Origin of the sequence: uncultured Limimaricola sp. (genome assembly GCF_964022235.1) — a bacterium.
Taxonomy (GTDB): domain Bacteria; phylum Pseudomonadota; class Alphaproteobacteria; order Rhodobacterales; family Rhodobacteraceae; genus Limimaricola.
The window spans coordinates 1-19,437 of the sequence record NZ_CAXHZL010000020.1 but is presented as its reverse complement, the minus strand read 5'-3'; the positions used below and the strand labels follow the sequence as shown (position 1 = coordinate 19,437).

The 19,437-nt window shown below is 64.8% G+C and carries 23 protein-coding genes; all 23 read right to left on the bottom strand.

What is annotated here, in order from left to right:
* Nucleotides 1–6 precede the first annotated feature (6 nt).
* Nucleotides 7–717, bottom strand: coding sequence for a biotin--[acetyl-CoA-carboxylase] ligase (locus tag AADJ02_RS17930; RefSeq protein WP_341214369.1), 711 nt, complete (start codon nt 715–717; stop codon nt 7–9).
* A gap of 43 nt (nt 718–760) precedes the next feature.
* Entirely contained in the window at nt 761–2,194 is a 1,434-nt protein-coding gene (gene nuoN / locus AADJ02_RS17925) for an NADH-quinone oxidoreductase subunit NuoN (RefSeq protein WP_341214368.1), read from the bottom strand.
* A gap of 12 nt (nt 2,195–2,206) precedes the next feature.
* Nucleotides 2,207–3,772 carry an NADH-quinone oxidoreductase subunit M gene (locus AADJ02_RS17920; RefSeq protein ID WP_341214367.1) on the bottom strand — a complete coding sequence of 522 codons (1,566 nt, stop codon included), beginning with the start codon at nt 3,770–3,772 and terminating at the stop codon, nt 2,207–2,209.
* Between the two features lie 3 nt (nt 3,773–3,775).
* On the bottom strand, nt 3,776–5,944 hold the full coding sequence (gene nuoL / locus AADJ02_RS17915; protein WP_341214366.1) for an NADH-quinone oxidoreductase subunit L: 2,169 nt from the start codon (nt 5,942–5,944) through the stop codon (nt 3,776–3,778).
* A 7-nt stretch (nt 5,945–5,951) separates the two neighbouring features.
* Entirely contained in the window at nt 5,952–6,281 is a 330-nt protein-coding gene (gene nuoK / locus AADJ02_RS17910) for an NADH-quinone oxidoreductase subunit NuoK (RefSeq protein ID WP_021693273.1), read from the bottom strand.
* Between the two features lie 36 nt (nt 6,282–6,317).
* Nucleotides 6,318–6,926, bottom strand: a complete 609-nt coding sequence (locus tag AADJ02_RS17905) for an NADH-quinone oxidoreductase subunit J (RefSeq protein ID WP_341214365.1) — start codon at nt 6,924–6,926, stop codon at nt 6,318–6,320.
* Nucleotides 6,923–7,333, bottom strand: coding sequence for a carboxymuconolactone decarboxylase family protein (locus AADJ02_RS17900; RefSeq protein WP_341214364.1), 411 nt, complete (start codon nt 7,331–7,333; stop codon nt 6,923–6,925). The genes AADJ02_RS17905 and AADJ02_RS17900 overlap by 4 nt, the downstream gene beginning before the upstream one ends.
* A 13-nt stretch (nt 7,334–7,346) precedes the next feature.
* A complete protein-coding gene (nuoI, locus tag AADJ02_RS17895) occupies nt 7,347–7,841 on the bottom strand; it encodes an NADH-quinone oxidoreductase subunit NuoI (RefSeq protein WP_341214363.1) in 495 nt (164 codons plus the stop codon).
* A gap of 2 nt (nt 7,842–7,843) precedes the next feature.
* Nucleotides 7,844–8,884, bottom strand: a complete 1,041-nt coding sequence (gene nuoH / locus AADJ02_RS17890; RefSeq protein WP_341214362.1) for an NADH-quinone oxidoreductase subunit NuoH — start codon at nt 8,882–8,884, stop codon at nt 7,844–7,846.
* A 10-nt stretch (nt 8,885–8,894) separates the two neighbouring features.
* Nucleotides 8,895–9,290 (bottom strand): hypothetical protein, encoded by a 396-nt coding sequence (locus AADJ02_RS17885; RefSeq protein WP_341214388.1) that lies wholly within the window; start codon nt 9,288–9,290, stop codon nt 8,895–8,897.
* A gap of 2 nt (nt 9,291–9,292) precedes the next feature.
* Nucleotides 9,293–11,317, bottom strand: a complete 2,025-nt coding sequence (gene nuoG / locus AADJ02_RS17880; RefSeq protein WP_341214361.1) for an NADH-quinone oxidoreductase subunit NuoG — start codon at nt 11,315–11,317, stop codon at nt 9,293–9,295.
* Nucleotides 11,318–11,497: 180 nt separating this feature from the next.
* Nucleotides 11,498–11,908: a DUF5333 domain-containing protein gene (locus tag AADJ02_RS17875; protein ID WP_341214360.1), complete on the bottom strand. Its 411-nt coding sequence runs from the start codon at nt 11,906–11,908 to the stop codon at nt 11,498–11,500.
* Nucleotides 11,909–12,044: 136 nt separating this feature from the next.
* Entirely contained in the window at nt 12,045–12,533 is a 489-nt protein-coding gene (locus AADJ02_RS17870; RefSeq protein ID WP_341214359.1) for a DUF3291 domain-containing protein, read from the bottom strand.
* Nucleotides 12,534–12,588: 55 nt separating this feature from the next.
* The gene (locus tag AADJ02_RS17865) at nt 12,589–12,888 is read right to left on the bottom strand and encodes a hypothetical protein (protein ID WP_341214358.1); all 300 of its coding nucleotides are present in this window, start codon (nt 12,886–12,888) and stop codon (nt 12,589–12,591) included.
* Nucleotides 12,885–14,174, bottom strand: coding sequence for an NADH-quinone oxidoreductase subunit NuoF (nuoF, locus tag AADJ02_RS17860; protein WP_341214357.1), 1,290 nt, complete (start codon nt 14,172–14,174; stop codon nt 12,885–12,887). Before nuoF ends, AADJ02_RS17865 begins: the two co-directional genes overlap by 4 nt.
* Nucleotides 14,175–14,178: 4 nt before the next feature.
* Complete coding sequence (locus tag AADJ02_RS17855; RefSeq protein WP_341214356.1) at nt 14,179–14,382, bottom strand: DUF5337 domain-containing protein; 204 nt, start codon at nt 14,380–14,382, stop codon at nt 14,179–14,181.
* Nucleotides 14,379–15,164: a hypothetical protein gene (locus AADJ02_RS17850; protein WP_341214355.1), complete on the bottom strand. Its 786-nt coding sequence runs from the start codon at nt 15,162–15,164 to the stop codon at nt 14,379–14,381. Before AADJ02_RS17850 ends, AADJ02_RS17855 begins: the two co-directional genes overlap by 4 nt.
* 133 nt (nt 15,165–15,297) lie before the next feature.
* Nucleotides 15,298–16,356 carry an NADH-quinone oxidoreductase subunit NuoE gene (nuoE, locus tag AADJ02_RS17845; RefSeq protein WP_341214354.1) on the bottom strand — a complete coding sequence of 353 codons (1,059 nt, stop codon included), beginning with the start codon at nt 16,354–16,356 and terminating at the stop codon, nt 15,298–15,300.
* A 69-nt stretch (nt 16,357–16,425) separates the two neighbouring features.
* Nucleotides 16,426–16,764 (bottom strand): hypothetical protein, encoded by a 339-nt coding sequence (locus AADJ02_RS17840; protein WP_341214353.1) that lies wholly within the window; start codon nt 16,762–16,764, stop codon nt 16,426–16,428.
* 67 nt (nt 16,765–16,831) lie between these two features.
* Complete coding sequence (locus AADJ02_RS17835; protein ID WP_341214352.1) at nt 16,832–18,058, bottom strand: NADH-quinone oxidoreductase subunit D; 1,227 nt, start codon at nt 18,056–18,058, stop codon at nt 16,832–16,834.
* 3 nt (nt 18,059–18,061) lie between these two features.
* Nucleotides 18,062–18,679 (bottom strand): NADH-quinone oxidoreductase subunit C, encoded by a 618-nt coding sequence (locus AADJ02_RS17830; protein ID WP_341214351.1) that lies wholly within the window; start codon nt 18,677–18,679, stop codon nt 18,062–18,064.
* A gap of 55 nt (nt 18,680–18,734) precedes the next feature.
* Nucleotides 18,735–19,259 (bottom strand): NADH-quinone oxidoreductase subunit B, encoded by a 525-nt coding sequence (locus AADJ02_RS17825; RefSeq protein WP_085894775.1) that lies wholly within the window; start codon nt 19,257–19,259, stop codon nt 18,735–18,737.
* On the bottom strand, nt 19,259–19,437 hold a 179-nt coding region (gene ndhC / locus AADJ02_RS17820), incomplete at its 5' end, for an NADH-quinone oxidoreductase subunit A (RefSeq protein WP_341214387.1). The genes ndhC and AADJ02_RS17825, both read right to left, overlap by 1 nt.

Below are 19,437 nucleotides of genomic sequence, written 5' to 3'. Positions count from 1 at the left end.
CCCCCTTCAGAAAAACACGTCGGCGGCGCTTATCGCACGCGGGCCCTTGGGCGTGCGAAGCATCAGGTTGCCCGCATCATCTACCGTCTCGAACACGCCGGTGACCTCCTCGGCCCCCGTGCGCGCCGTAATGACTTCGCCCAACCGGGCGGCATGGCGCAGCCAGTCCTCGCGGATACGCGCAAAGCCGAAGGCGTCAAGCTTGCCCTCCTCGGTGGCGAAAGCGTCGGCGAGATGGGTCAGGAAATCCTCGGGATCGATCAGCGGCCCGCCATTGTCGGCCACCGCCACCGGCGGAAACGCGGCGTCGCGCACGCCTTTGGGCCGGACAGCGAGGTTCACGCCGATGCCGATCGAGAGCCAGTCGACGTAAGGCCCCTGCCCCGCGCTCTCCAAGAGAATGCCCGCGACCTTGCCGCCGTCCATCAGCACGTCGTTGGGCCATTTCAGCGAGAGCCGGGTGCGGTCGACGTGGATTGCCAGCGTCTCGAACAGCGCCACGGCGGCAAGGAAGCTGCGGCGCGCGGCCTCGGCTGGCGTGGCCTCGGGGCGGTAAACGAGGGTCGCGGCGAGGTTGCCGCGTTCACTGGTCCAGTCGCGGCCCCGACGGCCGCGTCCCGCCGTCTGTTCGTGCGCCATGATCCAAGTCGGCCCGTCAAGACCAGAGGCCGCGCGTCGCGCGGCCTCGGCCATGGTGCTGTCGACGGTGTCGAGCACGACCCGCTCCCACCCCTCGGGCCAGAGCCCGCGGGAGGTTGCGTCAGTTGACAAGGGTCGCCGCCGCGGCCGCAGCCAGCGACTCGATGCCGAAGAGGTTGATCACGCCAAAGACCATGATCGCCGCCGACGCCATGAGCACACCCCACAGCAGCGGAGAGGTGCCGGTGTCGAGCGCCTCGCGCTCCTCGCCGAAGTACATGTAGTAGACGATGCGCAGATAGTAGAACGCGCCGATGACCGAGGCGATCACGCCGAGGATCGCAAGCCAGGTCAGCCCGCCCTCATAGGCCGCGCGCAGCACGTAGAGCTTGCCGAAGAAACCGACCATCGGCGGCACACCGGCGAGGCTGAACAGCAGCACCAGCATCGCCAGCGCCCGCATCGGCGCATAGCGCGAATACATGTGCAGCGAATTGATGTCGGTCACCGGGCGGCCATCGCGCTCCATCGAGAGGATGAAGGCGAAGGTGCCGATGTTCATGGTGACGTAGATCGCCATGTAGATCAGCATCGCCTGCACGCCGAAGGCAGTGCCCGAGGCAAGACCCATCAGCGCAAAGCCCATGTGGGCGATCGAGGAATAGGCCATCAGGCGCTTGATGTTGGTCTGGCCGATCGCGGCGACGCCGCCCCAGAACACGGAGACCACCGACAGGAAGGCGATGATCTGCTGCCAATCGCCGACGATGCCGCCGAAGCCGTCGAAGACGACCCGAGCGAAGAGCGCGATGGCGGCCATCTTGGGAGCGGTCGCCATGAAGGCGGTCACCGGCGTCGGCGCACCTTCGTAGACGTCGGGCGTCCACATGTGGAACGGAGCCGCCGAAACCTTAAACGCGAAGCCCACCATTAGGAAGACGAGGCCGAACAGCAGGCCAAGCGGCACGTCTAGGGACGTGGCGAGGAAGATGCCCTCGAATTGCGTGGTGCCGGCAAAGCCGTAGACCAGCGAAGCACCATAAAGCATCAGGCCCGACGACAGCGCGCCCAGTACGAAGTACTTGAGACCGGCTTCGGTCGACTTCTCGCTATCGCGACGCAGCGAGGCCACGACATACATGGCGAGCGACTGCAGCTCGATGCCCATGTAGAGCACCATCAGGTCGTTGGCCGAAACCATGACCATCATGCCCACCACGGCGAGGGTCACGAGCACCGGGTATTCGAAGCGCAGCAGGTTGCGACGCGCGAGGTATTCCTGGCTCATCACCAGCACGATCGCCGCCGAGAGCAGGATCGTTACCTTGGAGAAGCGGGCGAATCCGTCGTCGACAAAGCTGCCAAGGAAGGCCGGGTCGGTGCCCTCGCGGGTGGCGATGAGGAAGGCCATGAGGGCGAACATCGCCGCCGTCGCCCAGATCAGGATGCCGGCGGACTTGTCCTTGGTGGTGTAGACGCCCGCCATGAGGGCGACCATCGCGTAGACCGCAAGGATCACCTCGGGCAGGACGGTCTGAAGATCGAGTGAGAACATGTGTCCTGGTCCTTAGTGCTGTGCCGGGGCCGCGGTGGTCGCCGAGGCGATGGCATTCTCGGAGCCATGCGCCGCGACCGCGACCTCGACCTGATCCACGAGACGGGCGACGCTCGGGCCGGTGATGTCGGTGACGAGGCTCGGATAGACGCCGAGCAGCAGGGTCATCACGACGAGCGGCGCGAAGATCCATTTCTCGCGGGCGGTCATGTCGGTGATCGACTTGAGGCTTTCCTTGATCAGGTCGCCCATGACGACCCTGCGGTAGAGGAACAGCGCATAGGCCGCCGAGAAGATGACGCCCGTGGTGGCAATCGCCGCGACCCAGGTGTTGGCCTGGAACATGCCCATCAGCGTCAGGAATTCACCCACGAAGCCCGATGTGCCCGGCAGACCGACGTTGGCCATGGTGAACAGAAGGAACACGGCGGCATAGGCCGGCATCCGGTTCACGAGGCCGCCATAGGCCTCGATCTCGCGGGTGTGCATGCGGTCATAGATGACACCGACACCAAGGAAGAGCGCGCCCGAGATGAAGCCGTGGCTGATCATCTGGAACACCGCCCCGTCGAGGCCCTGCTGGTTCAGCGCGAAGATGCCCGCGGTGACGAAGCCCATGTGGGCGACGGAGCTGTAGGCGATCAGCTTCTTGATGTCATTTTGCACCAGCGCCACGAGCGATGTGTAGACGATGGCGATGGCCGAGAGCCACAGCACCAGCGGTGCCCAGATGTCGGAGGCGACCGGGAACATCGGCAAGCTGAACCGCAGGAAGCCGTAGCCGCCCATCTTCAGCAGGATCGCGGCGAGGACGACCGAACCGGCGGTCGGCGCCTGCACGTGTGCATCGGGCAGCCAAGTATGGACCGGCCACATCGGCATCTTCACCGCGAAGGACGCGAAGAAGGCGAACCACAGCAGCGTCTGTACCCCGCCGACGATCTGCACGCCCAGGATCGGGAAATCGGCGGAGGAGAAGTTGTAGGCCATCAGCGTCGGGATGTCGGTGGTGCCAGCCTGCGCGAACATCGCCACCATCGCCACCAGCATCAGCACCGAGCCAAGGAAGGTGTAGAGGAAGAACTTGAACGAGGCGTAGATCCGGTTCTTGCCGCCCCAGATGCCGATGATCAGGAACATCGGGATCAGGCCCGCCTCGAAGAACAGGTAGAACAGCACAAGATCCAGCGCCACGAACACGCCGATCATCAGCGTCTCGAGCACCAGGAAAGCGATCATGTATTCCTTGACCCGGTGCGTCACGTCCCAGCAGGCGGCGATGACGAGCGGCATCAGGAATGTGGTGAGCATCACGAAGAGCAGCGAGATGCCGTCGACGCCCAACTTGTAGCGCATGCCGAGGAGCCACTGGCGGTCTTCAACGAACTGGAAGCCCGGCGCGTCGGCCTTGAAGCCTGCGAGGATGAACAGCGAGACCGCGAAGGTGAAGACGGTCGTGGCCAGCGCCACCCACTTGGCGTTGCGCTGTGCCGCGTGATCATCGCCGCGCAGGAACAGCGCGAGGATGCCGGCGCCCAGAAGCGGGATGAAGGTGGTCAGAGAGAGAAGGTTGCCCATCTGTTATTCGGCCCCCCCGGCCAAGGTCATCCAGGTCAGGATCAGGGCTAGGCCCAGAACCATCGCGAAGGCGTAGGTAAACACGTATCCGTTCTGCGCGCGGCCCGCGAGGCGGGTGAAGAAGGGCACGATGCCCATCGCCACGCCGTTGATGCCGCCGTCGATGACGTTGCCGTCGCCGCGGGTCCACAGGAACCGGCCAATGGCCTGGGCCGGACGCACGAACAGGAAGTCGTAAAGCTCGTCGAAGTACCACTTGTTGAGCAGGAAGTTGTAGAGCGGACGCTGGTTGCGCACGAGGGCCGCGGGCAGTTCGGGCCGACGGATGTACATCAACCAAGCAAGGCTCAGGCCCAGCAGCATGGCAATGAACGGGCTGACCTTGACCCAGACCGGGGCGTGGTGCGCCTCGTCGATCACGTCGTTGCCAGGCGCCATGTAGATGGCCCCCATTCCCGGCCGCGAGGCAGCTGCTTCGGCGGCGGTCGGCACATGCGCCTCTTCGCCCATGTCGGCGTGCTCGCCCTCGGTCAGGGTCTCGGCCACGACCGCTTCGGCGGCGTGCTCGAGATCGCCTTCGACCAGAGAGGCAACCGCGTCGACCGGACCATGGCCCTCGTCTTCCGCGCCGTGCTCGGCCACCGTGACCGGCATCCCGAAGAAGCGCTGCATCCGGGCCTCATCGCCGAAGAAGGGTGCGTACCACAGCATACCCGCGAAGATCGCACCGAGCGACAGCACGCCCAGAGGCACCAGCATGACGCCGGGGCTTTCATGCGCATGGTCGTGGGTGTGGTGATCGCCGCGCGGCTTGCCGAAGAAGGTCATGAACATCAGGCGCCACGAATAGAAGCTCGTCATCGCGGCGGCGAGCACCAAGAGCCAAAAGGCATAGGGCGTGGCCCCAGCATAGGCGCTCTCGATGATCGCATCCTTGGACAGGAAGCCTGCGAAGCCGATCGAGGTAAGCGGGATGCCGACGCCGGTGATGGCCAGCGTGCCGATCATCATCGCCCAGTAGGTATAGGGGATCTTCTTGCGCAGACCGCCATAGTTCCGCATGTCCTGCTCATGGTGCATCGCGTGGATGACCGAGCCGGCCCCGAGGAACAGCAACGCCTTGAAGAAGGCGTGGGTGAAGAGGTGGAACATCGCCACCGAGTAGACGCCCGAGCCCGCGGCCACGAACATGTAGCCCAGCTGCGAACAGGTCGAATAGGCGATGACGCGCTTGATGTCGTTCTGCACGAGACCGACGGTCGCGGCAAAGAACGCGGTCGAAGCACCGATGAAGACGATGATCGCCTTGGCATCGGGCGCAAATTCGAGGATCGGCGACATGCGGCAGACGAGGAACACGCCCGCCGTCACCATGGTCGCGGCGTGGATCAGCGCCGACACCGGGGTCGGGCCTTCCATCGCGTCGGGCAGCCAGGTGTGCAGCAGCAGCTGCGCCGACTTGCCCATCGCGCCGACGAACAGCAGCAGCGACACGATCTCGACCGCGCGGAACTCCATTCCGAGGAACTCGAGCTTCATGCGGGCGATGGCCGGAGCCTCGCCAAAGATGTCCGAGAAGTTGATCGAATCCGCGAGAAAGAACAGCGCAAAGATGCCGAGCGCGAAGCCGAAGTCGCCGACGCGGTTGACGATGAAAGCCTTCATCGCGGCGTTGTTGGCGCTCGGCTTGCGGAAATAGAAGCCGATCAAAAGATAGGAGGCGACGCCCACACCTTCCCAGCCAAAGAACATCTGTACTAGGTTGTCGGCGGTGACCAACGACAGCATCGCGAAGGTGAAGAACGACAGATAGGCAAAGAAACGCGGCCGATAGCTTTCGCCGGGGCGGAAGTTCTCGTCATGCGCCATGTAGCCGAAGCTGTAGAGGTGCACGAGGAACGAGACCGTGGTGATCACGATCAGCATGGTGGCGGTCAGCCGGTCGAGCCGGATCGCCCAGTCTGTGGCGAGGCTGCCGCTTTCGATCCAGCGCAGGATCTGGATCTGCTCCATCTGGCCGTCAAAGCCCAGAAACACGATCCAGGACAGCAGGCAGGCGAGGCCGACCAGAGAGGTCGCGACCCACTGCGCGCCCGCCTCCGAGATCAGCCGCCAGCCGAAGCCCGCGATCAATGCGCCAACGAGCGGCGCGAAGAGGATGATCGTTTCCATGAGCGCCTCAGCCTTTCATCACGTTGACGTCTTCGACGTCGATGGTGCCGCGGATCCGGAAGAAGCAGACGAGGATCGCGAGGCCGATCGCGGCCTCCGCGGCCGCGACGGTCAGCACGAAGAGCGTGAAGACCTGCCCCACCAGATCGCCCAGATAGGCCGAAAAGGCGACGAAGTTGATGTTCACCGCGAGCAGCATCAGCTCGATCGACATCAGGATGATGATGACGTTCTTGCGGTTCAGGAACAGCCCGAAGATGCCGATGACGAACAGCGCCGCCGCGACCGTGAGATAATGTTCGAGCCCTATCGGGGCTTCAGCGAGATAAGCGTCCATCATTGTCCCTCCGGGCTTTTGCCCGTTCGCGGTCTATCAGAGGCCCTGGCCGGGCTTCACGTCCTTGAGTTCCAGCGCCTTGGCCGGATCGCGATACATCTGCGCCAGAATGTCCTGACGTTTCACGTCCTTGCGGTGCCGCATCGTCAGCACGATCGCGCCGATCATCGCCACCAGCAGCACGAGGCCGGCAAGCTGGAACAGCAGGATGTAGCGATCGTAGATCAGCAGACCCAGAAGCTGGGTGTTCTCGATGTCGAAGACGAAGGGTGCCGCGAGCCGTTCGTCATAGCCCTCGGAGTAATCCCAGACGCCGAATGCGAGTGCCAGCTGCATCAACAGGACCACGCCGATCAACAGCGCCAGCGGCATGTACTTGGCCATCTCCGCCTTGAGCTCGGCGAAATCGATGTCGAGCATCATCACCACGAAGAGGAACAGCACCGCGACGGCGCCGACATAGACGATGACCAGGAGCAGCGCCACGAATTCGGCGCCGACCAGAACGAACAGCCCCGCCGAACTCAGAAAGGCGAGGATCAGCCAGAGCACCGAGTGCACTGGATTGCGCGCGACGACGGTGAACAGACCGCCCACCACGGTCGAAATCGCGAAGAGGTAGAAGATGATGGCGGCGGCGGTCATCGTGCGGTGTCCTTTCCGGTGTCCTCGTCCATGGCTTCGGTGGCAAGTTCCATCGCCTTGGTCATCGCGGGCACGCCGCCGAACATGCCCGCCTGGGCGATTGTCTCGGCGATCTCCTGTTTCGTGGCGCCCGCCTCTCGTGCATGACGCACGGTCAGACGGACTTGGGATTCGGCCTGTGCGCCGAGGATGGTCAGACCGGTCAGCGTCAGCAGCAGCCGCGTCTTCGCGTCGAGGCCTTCGGGGTTGAGGGTGCGTCCCATGAACGCTTCCATCATGTCCTTGGGCATCGTCGGCCAGAGCTGCTCGAAGCCCTTCGGCGTGAAGCTCTCTAGCGCGGGATTCATCTTCTGGGCCCAGTCCTGGCCCATCTTCATCATCTGCGCGAAGGGATTCTGATCGGTCATGGCCCTATCCTGTTCAGCGATACGGCGCGTCGAGCTCGAGGTTGCGGGCGATCTCGGCTTCCCAACGGTCGCCGTTCGCCAGCAGCTTGTCCTTGTCGTAGTAGAGCTCCTCACGCGTCTCGGTCGAGTACTCGAAGTTCGGCCCTTCGACGATCGCATCCACCGGGCAGGCTTCCTGACAGAAACCACAGTAGATGCATTTCGTCATGTCGATGTCGTAGCGCGTGGTGCGGCGCGAGCCGTCCTCGCGCGGTTCGGCGTCGATAGTGATCGCCTGCGCGGGGCAGACCGCTTCGCACAGCTTGCAAGCTATGCAGCGCTCTTCGCCCGAAGGGTAGCGACGCAGCGCGTGCTCGCCCCGGAAACGCGGCGACAGAGGCCCCTTCTCGTGCGGGTAGTTCACCGTGGCCTTGGGGGCGAAGAAATACTTCAGCCCCAGCTTCATGCCCTTGGCGAAATCCTGCAGCAGGAAATACTTGGCGGCGCGGGTGTAGTCGATCTGCGTCATGCTCAGACTCCCAGGGTCCAGCGGGCCCAGAACCCGCCCAGGACCTCGAATTTCGCGAGGAAGGCCACGATCACGACCCAAGCGAGCGACATCGGCAGGAACACCTTCCAGCCCAGCCGCATCAGCTGGTCGTAGCGGTAGCGCGGGGTGATCGCCTTCACCATCGCGAAGATGAAGAAGACGAAGACCATCTTGAGAGCCATCCACAGCACGCCGTCGGGCAGGCCGGGAATGGGCGACAGCCAGCCGCCGAAGAACATCAGCGACACCAGAGCGCACATCAGCACGATGGCCACGTATTCACCGATCATGAACAGCAGGAACGGCGTCGAGGAATATTCGACCTGATAACCGGCGACGAGCTCGGATTCGGCCTCCGGAAGGTCGAAGGGCGGGCGGTTGGTCTCTGCCATGGCCGAGATCAGGAACAGGAACAGCATCGGAAAATGCGGGATCCAGTACCAGTTCAGCAGCCCGAAATCGCCGTCCTGCGCCGCAACGATCGACCCGAAGTTCATGCTGCCGGTCGAGATGACGATGCCGATGATGATCAGGCCGAGAGAAACCTCGTAGGAGATCATCTGCGCGGCCGAGCGCAGCGAGCCGAGGAACGGATACTTGGAGTTCGAGGCCCATCCGCCCATGATCACGCCGTAGACCTCGAGCGAGGAGACGGCGAAGACGTAAAGGATGGCCACGTTGAGATCAGCCAGCACCCAGCCGTCGGCGAAGGGGATCACGGCCCAGGCCACAACCGCCATGACGAAGGAGATCATCGGCGCGAGGAAGAACACCGGCCGGTCGGCCCCGGCGGGGACGATCACTTCCTTGACGATGTACTTCAGAAAGTCGGCAAAGCTCTGCATCAAGCCGAAAGGCCCGACAACGTTGGGTCCGCGACGCATCTGCACGGCGGCCCAGACCTTGCGGTCGACCAGCAGCAGGAACGCGAGGGCCACGAGCAGCGGCACGATCAGCAGGAGCGATTGCCCGAGGATCAGCAGCACTTGCCCGAGGCTGGTTTCGGTGAAGAATTCGACCATGGTGCTTCCCTCAGACCGTCGGGATGCCGTTCAGACCGCAGTTCTGGACGGTGACTTCGGCATCGATCGTGCGTAGCCCTTCAGGCAGGGCCGGCGAGATGGTGTAAACAGCATCGGCGCGCCAGTTTCCAGCCGATTCATCGAGTTGCGTGCGGATGTGGCGCGCAAATCCGAAGCCGCGGATCAACGCATATTGCGCCGCCGCACACTCGGCATAGGCGATCACGTCCTCGGCCTTGGCGCCGCCGCTCATCGCGACGTGAAAATTCACGAGGTCCCCGTCGAGCAGACGCGTCTCGACGCCATCGTGCTTGGGCGCGCCCGCCTCGCCCCGCCCCGCCGAGGCATCCACCTCGGCGCAACCGGCCACGAGGGCCGTCAGGGACCAAAGGAAGGCGGCGCGCATCCTCACTCGGCCGCGATCTTTTGCTGCCGACGCGCACGGGCCTTGCCCGCAAGCTCGCCCATCAACTCGCTGGCGCGGGCGACGGGGTTGGTGAGGTAGTGCTCGGCGACGATGCTCTGGAAATCGCCCAAGCTCTCGTCCATCGACCCCAGCGCCAGCGGCTGCCAATCGTTCTCGGCCACCTCGTCGATGCGGGCCAGATGCGGATGTGCCGCCACCATGGCCTGACGCAGCTGCGCAAGGCTGTTCCATGGCTGCACCGCGTCCAACTCGGCCGACAGCGCGCGCAGGATAGCCCAGTTTTCCTTGGCCTGCCCCGGGGCGAAACCGGCCCGCTGCGCCAGTTGCGGTCGGCCCTCGGTGTTCACGAAGAGGCCCTGCTCCTCGACCCAGACCGCCGCCGGCAGGATCAGGTCCGCGCGATGCGCGCCCCGGTCGCCGTGGCTGCCCTGATAGATCACGAAGGCCCCCGACGGCAGGGCAACCTCGTCGGCCCCCATGTTGTAGACGACCTCGGCGCTCTCGAGCGCGGCTTCGATGCCGGCCTCGGACACCGCACCGACATCCATCGCGCCGACCCGGCTCGCGGCCGAATGCAGCACGAGGAACTTGCTCTTGGTGCGCGTCGCCAGCTCCATGGCGTAAGACAGAACCGCCTCGCCATCGGCGCCGGTCAGCGCGCCCTGCCCCACGATCACGACCGAGTCTTCGTCGAGAATGCGGGTGAACTTGTGTTCGATGGTCTGCGCCAGCGGCGCGCGGCCGGTGCCGATGTGGCTGTATTCATAGGTCAGGTCGACGGGCTCGCCGACCAGACCGACATTCGCCCCGGCAAGCCATGCCTTGCGGATGCGGGCGTTGAGCACCGGCGCTTCGACAGCGGGATTGGTGCCGATCAGCATGATGTGACGGGCGGTATCGAGATCCTCGATCCGCGCCGTGCCGACATAGGCCGAACGGTTGCCGGCGGGCAGCTTGGCCCCGTCGGTGCGGCATTCGACGACGCCGCCCTGACCTTCGATCAGCTGCTTGAGCGCGAAGGCTGCTTCGGTCGGGGCAAGATCGCCCACGAGACCGACGGTCTTGCGGCCCTTCATGGCGGCGGCGGCGGCGGCGAGCGCCTCGGGCCACTCGGCGCGGCGCAGCTTGCCATTCTCGCGGATATAGGGGCTATCGAGCCGCTGGCGCGACAGACCATCCCACACGAAGCGGGCCTTGTCGGACAGCCACTCCTCGTTCACGCCATCATGGTTGCGCGGCAGGATGCGCATGACCTTGCGGCCCTTGGTGTCGACCCGGATCGAAGAGCCGAGCGCGTCCATCACGTCGATGGTCTCGGTCTTGGTCAACTCCCAAGGACGGGCGTTGAAGGCATAGGGCTTGGAGACCAGCGCGCCCACCGGGCACAGGTCGATGATGTTGCCCTGCAGGTTCGAATCGAGCGTCTGGCCGAGATAGGAGGTGATCTCCGCATCTTCGCCGCGCCCGGTCTGGCCCATCTGAGAGATACCCGCCACTTCGGTGGTGAAACGCACGCAACGGGTGCAGGAGATGCAGCGCGTCATGTGCGTCTCGACCAGCGGGCCGAGATCGAGATCCTCGGTGGCGCGCTTGGGCTCGCGGAAGCGCGAGAAGTCGACGCCGTAGGCCATCGCCTGATCCTGCAGGTCGCATTCGCCGCCCTGGTCGCAAATCGGGCAATCGAGCGGATGGTTGATGAGCAGGAACTCCATCACCCCCTCGCGGGCCTTCTTGACCATGGGCGAGTTGGTCTTGACCTGCGGCGGTGCGCCTTCGGGCCCGGGCCGCAAATCCTTGACCTGCATGGCGCAGGAAGCGGCGGGCTTGGGCGGACCGCCCACGACCTCGACGAGGCACATGCGGCAGTTGCCCGCGATGGTCAGCCTCTCATGATAGCAGAAACGGGGGATTTCGATCCCCGCGGTCTCGCAGGCCTGGATGAGCGTCATCGCCCCCGGCACTTCGATGACCTTTCCGTCGATGCTGACTTTGCGCAAATCGGACATGGCAGGCCGCCCCTTTCCTCGCGTCGGACGCATGCCCCCCTGTGGAGGCTGCGATCGAGGGGGGTTCTAGCGCGGCTCGCCCGGTGATGCCAGACGCATCCTCGCGCCGGATCGGGGAAATTTCCGCGGGCCGGGCCGTCCGGGGCTGCGGCACGCGCGCGCAGCCCCCGTTTTATCCGCTTACTGAAGCAAAGTGCCGATCCGGCTGCCGGCGGCCATCTCCTTGCGGCCAACCTCGCAATAGGTCTCCCACTCGCCCTCGACGCCGCCCTTGTCGCGCAAGAGCGTGCGGGCTTCGGCCTCGAGCTTCTTCTTCTCGGCCTTGTCGTCGATGAAGGCGCTGATCTGCGCGCGGGTATAGCCCATCTCCAACGCATGGCTGCGCAGCGAATTGAGATAGCCGATACCGGTCAGCCAGCGCGAGTCGATGCTGTCGCACTTGCGACCGATTTCATAGGCGATCGCGGTCGAGATCAGCCCGTCGCGGATCTTGGCGTTGTCGCGCAGCGCGGGCAGCGCCGCGGTAGCCCCGGCGGCGATGGTGAACCCGAGGATCAGCGCGGCAGTGCGCGCGAAATGGGACTTGGTCATGAGTGGTCTCTCCTATCGGACCGGTTCGGAGGACTGCTCGTTTCCGCCGCCGGTGCTTCTGGCCAAGACCTTGTCCCCGAAAGGCGGATATTCAATATCACATGGAGGCGAGGCCGCGGCCTTGGGCGAAACCCCGCTAGTCGGCCGAGCCACGGCAACCCTTCTCGCGCCACAGCCGGGCTTCCATCAGATGACGCCAGCCAAAGGCGTGATCGCTGTCGCCGTGGGTCTTGAGATGCGCAAGACGCGCCAGACCCTCATCGAGCGTCGGTCGGTGGCCGGGCTCGATCCACCACATCGCGAAGTGCAGGCCATCCAGCACCTCGAACCATTCCGCGCGGCGCGCATAGAATTGCCGGTGCAGTGTGGTCCACACGAAAGTCTCCAGCGAACTGACTGACTCCCAGACCGTCAGGTTCGACACGAAGCGAGGATCGCCGCCGATGCAGGTGTCGGTATTGCCGATGCCCGGAGCGCCAGAGCCTTCCATCATCCATACGAAACCGGGCATCCGCTTGCCGATGCCATTGATGCGGTCGAGCGCGTCGATGAAATCGGCCACTTCCGGGCTGCCGGGTTCGGCCCGCAACCTTCCGATATTGACCTGCGCGAGATGTCGGGTCATGGGCGGCCTCCCCTGCGACAATCCTCCGCAGAGTGGCACCGCTCGGGCGTTTCGCCTAGCCGTCGCGTCCGCCCTCGGCCTGATCGGCCTCTTGGTGCATCAGTTCGGCAGGGCTTTCGCCCTTGGCATGAGCGAGGCGCTTTTCGACCATTGGCACCGCGATATGGGAAATGAGCGGCACGGTGATCGCTGTGGAAATCAGGATCTCGAGCCAGAGTGGCACGTCGATATCGAGCCACTCGAACCCGTAGCTGAACAGCAGCACCGAGGGGTAGACCGCGAGCCAGACGCCGAAGTTTTTCAGCGCCTGGTCGCGCCAGGTCAACGCGCGGCGATGGTCGCCGCGGTCGTTCACTGTGCGGCGATGGTCGCAGCCACGCCACGTCCCTTGATGCGATCTTCGATCTCATCGCGGAAGTTGCGGATCAGGCCCTGGATCGGCCAGGCCGCCGCATCGCCAAGCGCACAGATCGTATGCCCCTCGACCTGCTTGGTCACGTCGAGCAGCATCTCGATCTCCTCGATCGCCGCGTCTCCGCGCACCATCCGCTCGAGCACTCGCATCATCCAGCCGGTGCCTTCGCGACACGGCGTGCACTGGCCGCAGCTCTCATGCTTATAGAACTTGGACAGACGCCAGATCGCCTTCACCATGTCGGTCGACTGGTCCATGACGATGACCGCGGCCGTGCCCAGCCCCGACCGCTGCTCGCGCAGCCAATCGAAGTCCATGATCGCGTCTTCCATGGTCTCGGCGCGCAGGCAGGGCACCGAAGAACCGCCCGGAATCACCGCCTTGAGGTTCTTCCAGCCGCCGCGGATGCCGCCGCAATGCTTGTCGATCAGCTCCTTGAACGAGATCGACATCTCCTCCTCGACGACGCAGGGCTTGTTCACATGGCCCGAAATCGCGAACAGCTTGGTGCCGGTGTTGTTCGGACGGCCGAACCCGGCGAACCACTCTGGGCCGCGACGCAGGATGGTCGGTGCGACGGCGATGGATTCGACGTTGTTCACCGTCGTCGGGCAGCCATAGAGACCGGCGCCCGCCGGGAATGGCGGCTTCATCCGGGGCATACCCTTCTTGCCTTCGAGCGATTCCAGCAGCGCGGTTTCTTCGCCGCAGATGTAGGCGCCCGCGCCGTGGTGCAGGTAGAGATCGAAATCCCAGCCGGAACCGGCGGCATTGCGGCCCAGCAGGCCCGCGTCATAGCACTCGTCGATCGCCTGCTGCAGCGCCTCGCGCTCGCGGATGTATTCGCCGCGCAGGTAGATGTAGCTCGCATGCGCGTTCATCGCAAACGACGCGATCAGGCAACCTTCGATCAGCGTGTGCGGATCGTGGCGCATGATCTCCCGGTCCTTGCAGGTACCCGGCTCGGATTCGTCGGCGTTGACGACGAGGTAGGAGGGGCGACCGTCGCTTTCCTTGGGCATGAAGGACCACTTCAGGCCGGTCGGGAAGCCCGCGCCGCCACGGCCGCGAAGACCGGAGGCCTTCATCTGCTCGACGATCCAGTCGCGCCCCTTCTTGATGATGTCGCCGGTGCCGTCCCAATGGCCACGGGACTGCGCGCCCTTCAGCGAGCGGTCGTGCATCCCGTAGATGTTGGTGAAAATGCGGTCCTGATCCTTGAGCATCGGCTCACCTTTCGTCGTCCTGGCGCGCGCGCCAGGTTTGATATGTCATCCACAATCCCATGACGAACCCGGCAAGGGCCATCAGGTCGAACAATCCACGCCAGCGCATCGGCAGGTCGAGCGCATTGCCCGCAAATACCGCGATCACCCAGAACACGCCCGTCCCGGCGAGCACAAGCGCCGCTCTGCGCCCCGCAGCCCCGCTCATACCGTATCCGTCAACTCTTTGGCCTGACCGATCCAGTCGTCGCGCAAGACGCGCCCCTTGAAGCCTTCGAGATGGTCGTCGATCCAGGCCGCCTCGCCATCGCTCCAGGCCGCGATCTGCGACAGGTGCCAGACGCCAAGTCGGTTGAGCTGCTCTTCGAGCTTCGGCCCCACGCCGCGCAGCCGCTTGAGATCATCTGCCTCGCCGCGTGGCGCGTCGAGAAGCGCCGGCTTTTCGCGAAGATCGGCGGCCACGCCATCGGGCATGTCGGGCGACAAGGTCTCGTCGCGCGTCACGGTCCGGTCGAGCGCCTGAGTCCGCGCGACCTCTTCGCCGAGATCGTCGTCAGCGGCATCAGGATCGGTGTCGGCACCACCGGTATCGCCGTTGCCACCCAGCACGGCCGTGTCGTTGATCCGTTCGGCGTCGCTCGTCTCGGCCTCAGCTTTCGAAGGCTGGCTACCGGCATCGCGGCCCCCGGTATCGGCCAGAGAAGTCGCGGGATCAGGCTCGGGCGTGTCGGTCGGTTTGACCGAAGCGGTCTGCTCTAGCTTCGGTTCGGCTTTTGCGGGGGCCGCCGGGACGGTCTCTTCCACATCTACCTCGTCGCGGCACACCAGCGCCAAGAGCAGCAGCGCCGTAGCCCCGGCGAGCAGCGCCGCGATCAGCAATGACGAGAACCAACCGCGCTCTCCGAGCGCCAACAGGATCCACAGCACGATCCCACCGAGGACCGAGCCGCCGATGCTCATCATCCGACAATTTCCGCCGATGCCGTTCATGCCGTGTCCTCCGAATGGCCGGGGCAATGCGCCCTGCCCTCATTCTTAGGACGGATCGCCACCGAATCAAACGGATGCGCGGACCGGACCGGTCCACGCATCCTCTGCGCGCCTGCCGGGGCCGCGCGCGTCATCACGTGTCGGTCGGCTTCTTCGGGGTCTTGCCGCTCTCGGCGGTGCCGCCCGGTTCCTGGGTTTTGGGGGCATTGTAGATGCCGCCCGGTGCCACCGGATCGGCGGTACCGGTCCTGCCCTTGGTGCTTTCGTCCGTATCCGTCGCAGGCGCTACCGGCTTGCCGCCTTCGGGGGCCTCGTTGCCGGCGGTCGCGTCTTGGGGTTCGTCGGCGGGGAAATCTGCCGAGACGGGCTTCGCCGCGCTCGAGGCCGGGGCCTCCTGCTCGGTCACGCCCGAGGCGTCGGCGCTGCGGCCCTTGGCGGGGGTGGGCTCCTCCGGGTCGGCCTTGCCCTCGGCCACGTGGTCGTTCTGACGTTGCCACGGCGTGGTCAGCGGCACTTCGGTGCCGTCAATCCGCTTGATGGTGTCGCCGATCTCCAGCGCCAGCGCCACGGCGGCGTTGTGCGGGTTGCGGTTCTCGGCGCCTTCGGTCAGCGAGGTCAGGTTGTCGATCGGCTCGGCGGCGTAGCGGCCGTTCTGCGGGCCCGGTGTCGGCACCCGCCCGGCGGCCATCTCGTCGATGATCTCCGACAGGCGCTCGGTGGTCAGGTCCTCGTAATAATCCTTGCCGATCTGGGCCATGGGCGCGTTGGCGCAGGCACCGAGACACTCGACCTCTTCCCACGAGAACTTGCCATCCGCCGAAAGATCATGCGGCTTCTTGGCGATCTTGTCCTGACAGACCTTCATCAGATCCTCGGAGCCGCAGAGCATGCACGACAACGTGCCGCAGACCTGGATATGCGCGACCGAGCCCACCGGCTGCAGCTGGAACATGAAGTAGAAGGTCGCGACCTCAAGCGCCCGGATATAGGCGAGGTCGAGCATCCGCGCGACTTCCTCGATCGCGGGACGCGAAAGCCAGCCTTCCTGCTCCTGGGCGCGCCACAGCAGCGGGATGATGGCGCTGGCCTGACGCCCCTCGGGGTACTTCGTGATCTGCGCCTCGGCCCAGGCCTGGTTGGCCGGGGTGAAGGCGAAGCTCTCGGGCTGGTCGGGGTGAAGTCTGCGCAGCATTCGCTCGATCCGGTGTTCTGGGCGCCTCCCTGGAGGGCGGCGCGTGTCATGTCAGAAGGGCCGCGGCCCTCAGATGCAGTTCTGTGTCAGCACCCGGATGGTGCCGTCATCGGTGACCTCGGCGCGGCCTTGGGCGGTCAACTGGGGACCAAGCTCCAGAAGCTGCTGCTGGGTCAGATTGGCCTTGAGCAGCACCTGCGCCACATTGTCGGCGGTGATCGCGCATCCCTGTGCCTCGATCGCGGCGACGAGCCGGTCGGCGGGGGCGAGTTGTGCCCGCGCGGCGGCAGCCGGGGCGACGCTGCCCATGCTGCCTTGGGCGCCAAGCGTACCGATCTGCGCGCCCGCCGTGCAGGCCCCGAGCGCGCCGAGCGCCACCAGAGCCATCGTCATCCGCATCGCCGTCATCTGGATCGTTCCCGCCTTGTGTGTGACCGGGGCACGCAGCACCGACCTGTTGTCTCGATTGCCCGCCTCAGCGGTCGACCTCGCCGAACACGATGTCCATCGTGCCGATGATTGCCGCCACATCCGCAAGCTGGTGTCCGGTGGCCACGTGATCCATCGCCTGCAGGTGCAGGTAACCCGGCGCGCGCAGCTTGGCGCGGTAGGGTTTGTTGGAGCCGTCGGCGACGAGGTAGACGCCGAATTCGCCCTTGGGGGCCTCGACGGCGGCATAGACCTCACCCGCGGGCACGTGGAAGCCCTCGGTGTAGAGCTTGAAGTGGTGGATCAGCGCTTCCATCGAAGTCTTCATGTCGCCGCGCGACGGCGGCGTGACCTTGCCGCGCGACAGCACGTCGCCCTTTTCGTGACGCAGCTTTTCGCAGGCCTGACGGATGATCGAGGTGCTCTCGCGCATCTCGGCCATGCGCACGAGGTAGCGATCATAGCAGTCGCCGTTCTTGCCGACAGGGATCTGGAACTCGAACTCGTCATAGCATTCGTAGGGCTGCGCGCGGCGCAGGTCCCAAGCGAGACCGGAGCCGCGCACCATGACGCCCGAAAAGCCCCAGTCCTGAATCTCGGCTTCAGAGATTACGCCGATGTCGGCATTACGCTGCTTGAAGATGCGGTTTTCGGTCAGCAGCCCGTCGATGTCGTTGAGCAGCTTGGGAAACTCTACGGCCCAGGCGTCGATATCCTCGATCAGCTCGGGTGGCAGGTCCTGATGGACCCCGCCGGGCCGGAAATAGGCCGCGTGCAGACGCGCGCCACAAGCCCGCTCATAGAACACCATGAGCTTCTCGCGCTCTTCGAAGCCCCACAGCGGCGGAGTGAGCGCACCCACGTCCATCGCCTGCGTGGTGACGTTGAGAAGATGCGACAGGATGCGGCCGATCTCGGAATAGAGCACGCGGATGAGCGAGGCCCGGCGTGGTACCGGCGTGCCTGTCAGACGCTCGATCGCCAGACACCAGGCGTGTTCCTGGTTCATCGGCGCCACATAATCGAGGCGGTCGAAATACGGCAGGTTCTGCAGGTAGGTGCGGCTTTCCATCAGCTTTTCGGTGCCGCGATGCAGCAAGCCGATATGCGGATCGCAGCGCTCGACGATCTCGCCGTCGAGCTCGAGCACAAGGCGCAGCACGCCGTGCGCCGCCGGGTGCTGGGGCCCGAAGTTGATGTTGAAGTTGCGGATCTTCTGCTCGCCGGTCTTCATGTCCTCGAAGCCCTTGGCGTTGATGGTCGAGCCGTCCATGACTTACCCCTTCGCGCCGGTATCGGCGGCCTTGTCGTCGCCCGGAAGCACGTATTGCGCCCCTTCCCAAGGGCTCATGAAGTCGAACTGCCGGTATTCCTGCACCAGCTTCACCGGCTCGTAGACCACCCGCTTTTGCACTTCGTCGTAGCGCACTTCGGTATAGCCCGTGGTCGGGAAATCCTTGCGCAGCGGGAAGCCGCGGAAGCCGTAGTCGGTAAGAATGCGGCGCAGGTCCGGGTGGCCCGAGAACAGGATGCCGAACATATCGAACACCTCGCGCTCGAACCAGTTGGACGAGGGGTGGATCTCGATGATCGAGGGCACCATCTCATCCTCGCGGACCTCGGCGCGCAGGCGAATGCGCTGGTTTTGGTACATCGACAGGAAGTGATAGACCACGTCGAAGCGCTTCTCGCGGCCCGGATAGTCCACCGCCGTGATGTCCACGAGCGAGGAGAAGCGGCAGGTCGGATCGGTCTTGAGAAGCTCAACGAAACCGGGGATCGCCTCGGGCGTCACGGTGACGGTGAGCTCGCCGAAGGCGACGGCCCAGCCGGTCACGCAGTCGGGGCGCTTGGCTTCGAGATGCGCGCCCAGGTCGTTCAGTGCCTCGCTCATGGCGATTCCCCCGAAAAATTGGTCTTGGCCGGCGCGTGGTCGCGCCGGCGGGGTCTCAGCGGACGATCGTGCCGGTGCGGCGGATCTTGCGCTGAAGCTGAAGGATTCCGTAGAGCAGCGCCTCGGCCGTCGGCGGGCAGCCGGGGACATAGACGTCCACGGGCACGATCCGATCGCAGCCGCGCACCACCGAATAGCTGTAGTGGTAGTAGCCACCGCCGTTGGCGCAGGACCCCATCGAGATCACGTAGCGCGGCTCGGGCATCTGGTCGTAAACCTTGCGCAGCGCCGGGGCCATCTTGTTGGTCAAGGTGCCCGCGACGATCATCAGGTCCGACTGGCGCGGAGAGGCGCGCGGCGCCGTGCCGAACCGCTCAAGATCGTAGCGCGGCATCGAGGTGTGCATCATCTCGACGGCGCAGCAGGCGAGACCGAAGGTCATCCAGTGCAGCGAGCCGGTGCGCGCCCAGTTGATCATGTCCGCGGTCGAGGTGACGAGGAAGCCCTTGTCGGTCAGCTCGCGGTTGAGGTTTTGCGTGGCGACCTCGCGGTCGGCCCCGGCCGTGTTGGCGCCGGTCATCACTCCCATTCGAGAGCCCCCTTCTTCCATTCGTAGGCGAAGCCGATGGTCAGCACGCCGAGGAACACCATCATCGACCAGAAAGCCATCATCGACACTTCGCCGAAGGCCACGGCCCACGGAAACAGGAAGGCGACCTCGAGGTCGAAGATGATGAACAGGATCGAGACGAGATAGA

Bases quoted from the DNA above. Each gene is read 5' to 3' on its own strand.
- AADJ02_RS17885 (WP_341214388.1), bottom strand. From the start codon at position 9,290: ATGCGCGCCGCCTTCCTTTGGTCCCTGACGGCCCTCGTGGCCGGTTGC.
- nuoG (WP_341214361.1), bottom strand. From the start codon at position 11,317: ATGTCCGATTTGCGCAAAGTCAGCATCGACGGAAAGGTCATCGAAGTG.
- AADJ02_RS17855 (WP_341214356.1), bottom strand. From the start codon at position 14,382: ATGAGCGGGGCTGCGGGGCGCAGAGCGGCGCTTGTGCTCGCCGGGACG.
- AADJ02_RS17830 (WP_341214351.1), bottom strand. From the start codon at position 18,679: ATGAGCGAGGCACTGAACGACCTGGGCGCGCATCTCGAAGCCAAGCGC.
- AADJ02_RS17905 (WP_341214365.1), bottom strand. From the start codon at position 6,926: ATGACCGCCGCCGCCATCATCTTCTACCTCTTCGCGATTTCGACCGTG.
- AADJ02_RS17825 (WP_085894775.1), bottom strand. From the start codon at position 19,259: ATGACCGGCGCCAACACGGCCGGGGCCGACCGCGAGGTCGCCACGCAA.
- nuoL (WP_341214366.1), bottom strand. From the start codon at position 5,944: ATGGAAACGATCATCCTCTTCGCGCCGCTCGTTGGCGCATTGATCGCG.
- AADJ02_RS17875 (WP_341214360.1), bottom strand. From the start codon at position 11,908: ATGACCAAGTCCCATTTCGCGCGCACTGCCGCGCTGATCCTCGGGTTC.
- nuoI (WP_341214363.1), bottom strand. From the start codon at position 7,841: ATGACGCAGATCGACTACACCCGCGCCGCCAAGTATTTCCTGCTGCAG.
- AADJ02_RS17870 (WP_341214359.1), bottom strand. From the start codon at position 12,533: ATGACCCGACATCTCGCGCAGGTCAATATCGGAAGGTTGCGGGCCGAA.
- nuoE (WP_341214354.1), bottom strand. From the start codon at position 16,356: ATGCTGCGCAGACTTCACCCCGACCAGCCCGAGAGCTTCGCCTTCACC.
- AADJ02_RS17840 (WP_341214353.1), bottom strand. From the start codon at position 16,764: ATGACGGCGATGCGGATGACGATGGCTCTGGTGGCGCTCGGCGCGCTC.
- nuoK (WP_021693273.1), bottom strand. From the start codon at position 6,281: ATGGACGCTTATCTCGCTGAAGCCCCGATAGGGCTCGAACATTATCTC.
- nuoH (WP_341214362.1), bottom strand. From the start codon at position 8,884: ATGGTCGAATTCTTCACCGAAACCAGCCTCGGGCAAGTGCTGCTGATC.
- nuoN (WP_341214368.1), bottom strand. From the start codon at position 2,194: ATGTTCTCACTCGATCTTCAGACCGTCCTGCCCGAGGTGATCCTTGCG.
- AADJ02_RS17850 (WP_341214355.1), bottom strand. From the start codon at position 15,164: ATGAACGGCATCGGCGGAAATTGTCGGATGATGAGCATCGGCGGCTCG.
- AADJ02_RS17900 (WP_341214364.1), bottom strand. From the start codon at position 7,333: ATGACCGATCAGAATCCCTTCGCGCAGATGATGAAGATGGGCCAGGAC.
- AADJ02_RS17920 (WP_341214367.1), bottom strand. From the start codon at position 3,772: ATGGGCAACCTTCTCTCTCTGACCACCTTCATCCCGCTTCTGGGCGCC.
- AADJ02_RS17835 (WP_341214352.1), bottom strand. From the start codon at position 18,058: ATGGACGGCTCGACCATCAACGCCAAGGGCTTCGAGGACATGAAGACC.
- nuoF (WP_341214357.1), bottom strand. From the start codon at position 14,174: ATGCTCAAGGATCAGGACCGCATTTTCACCAACATCTACGGGATGCAC.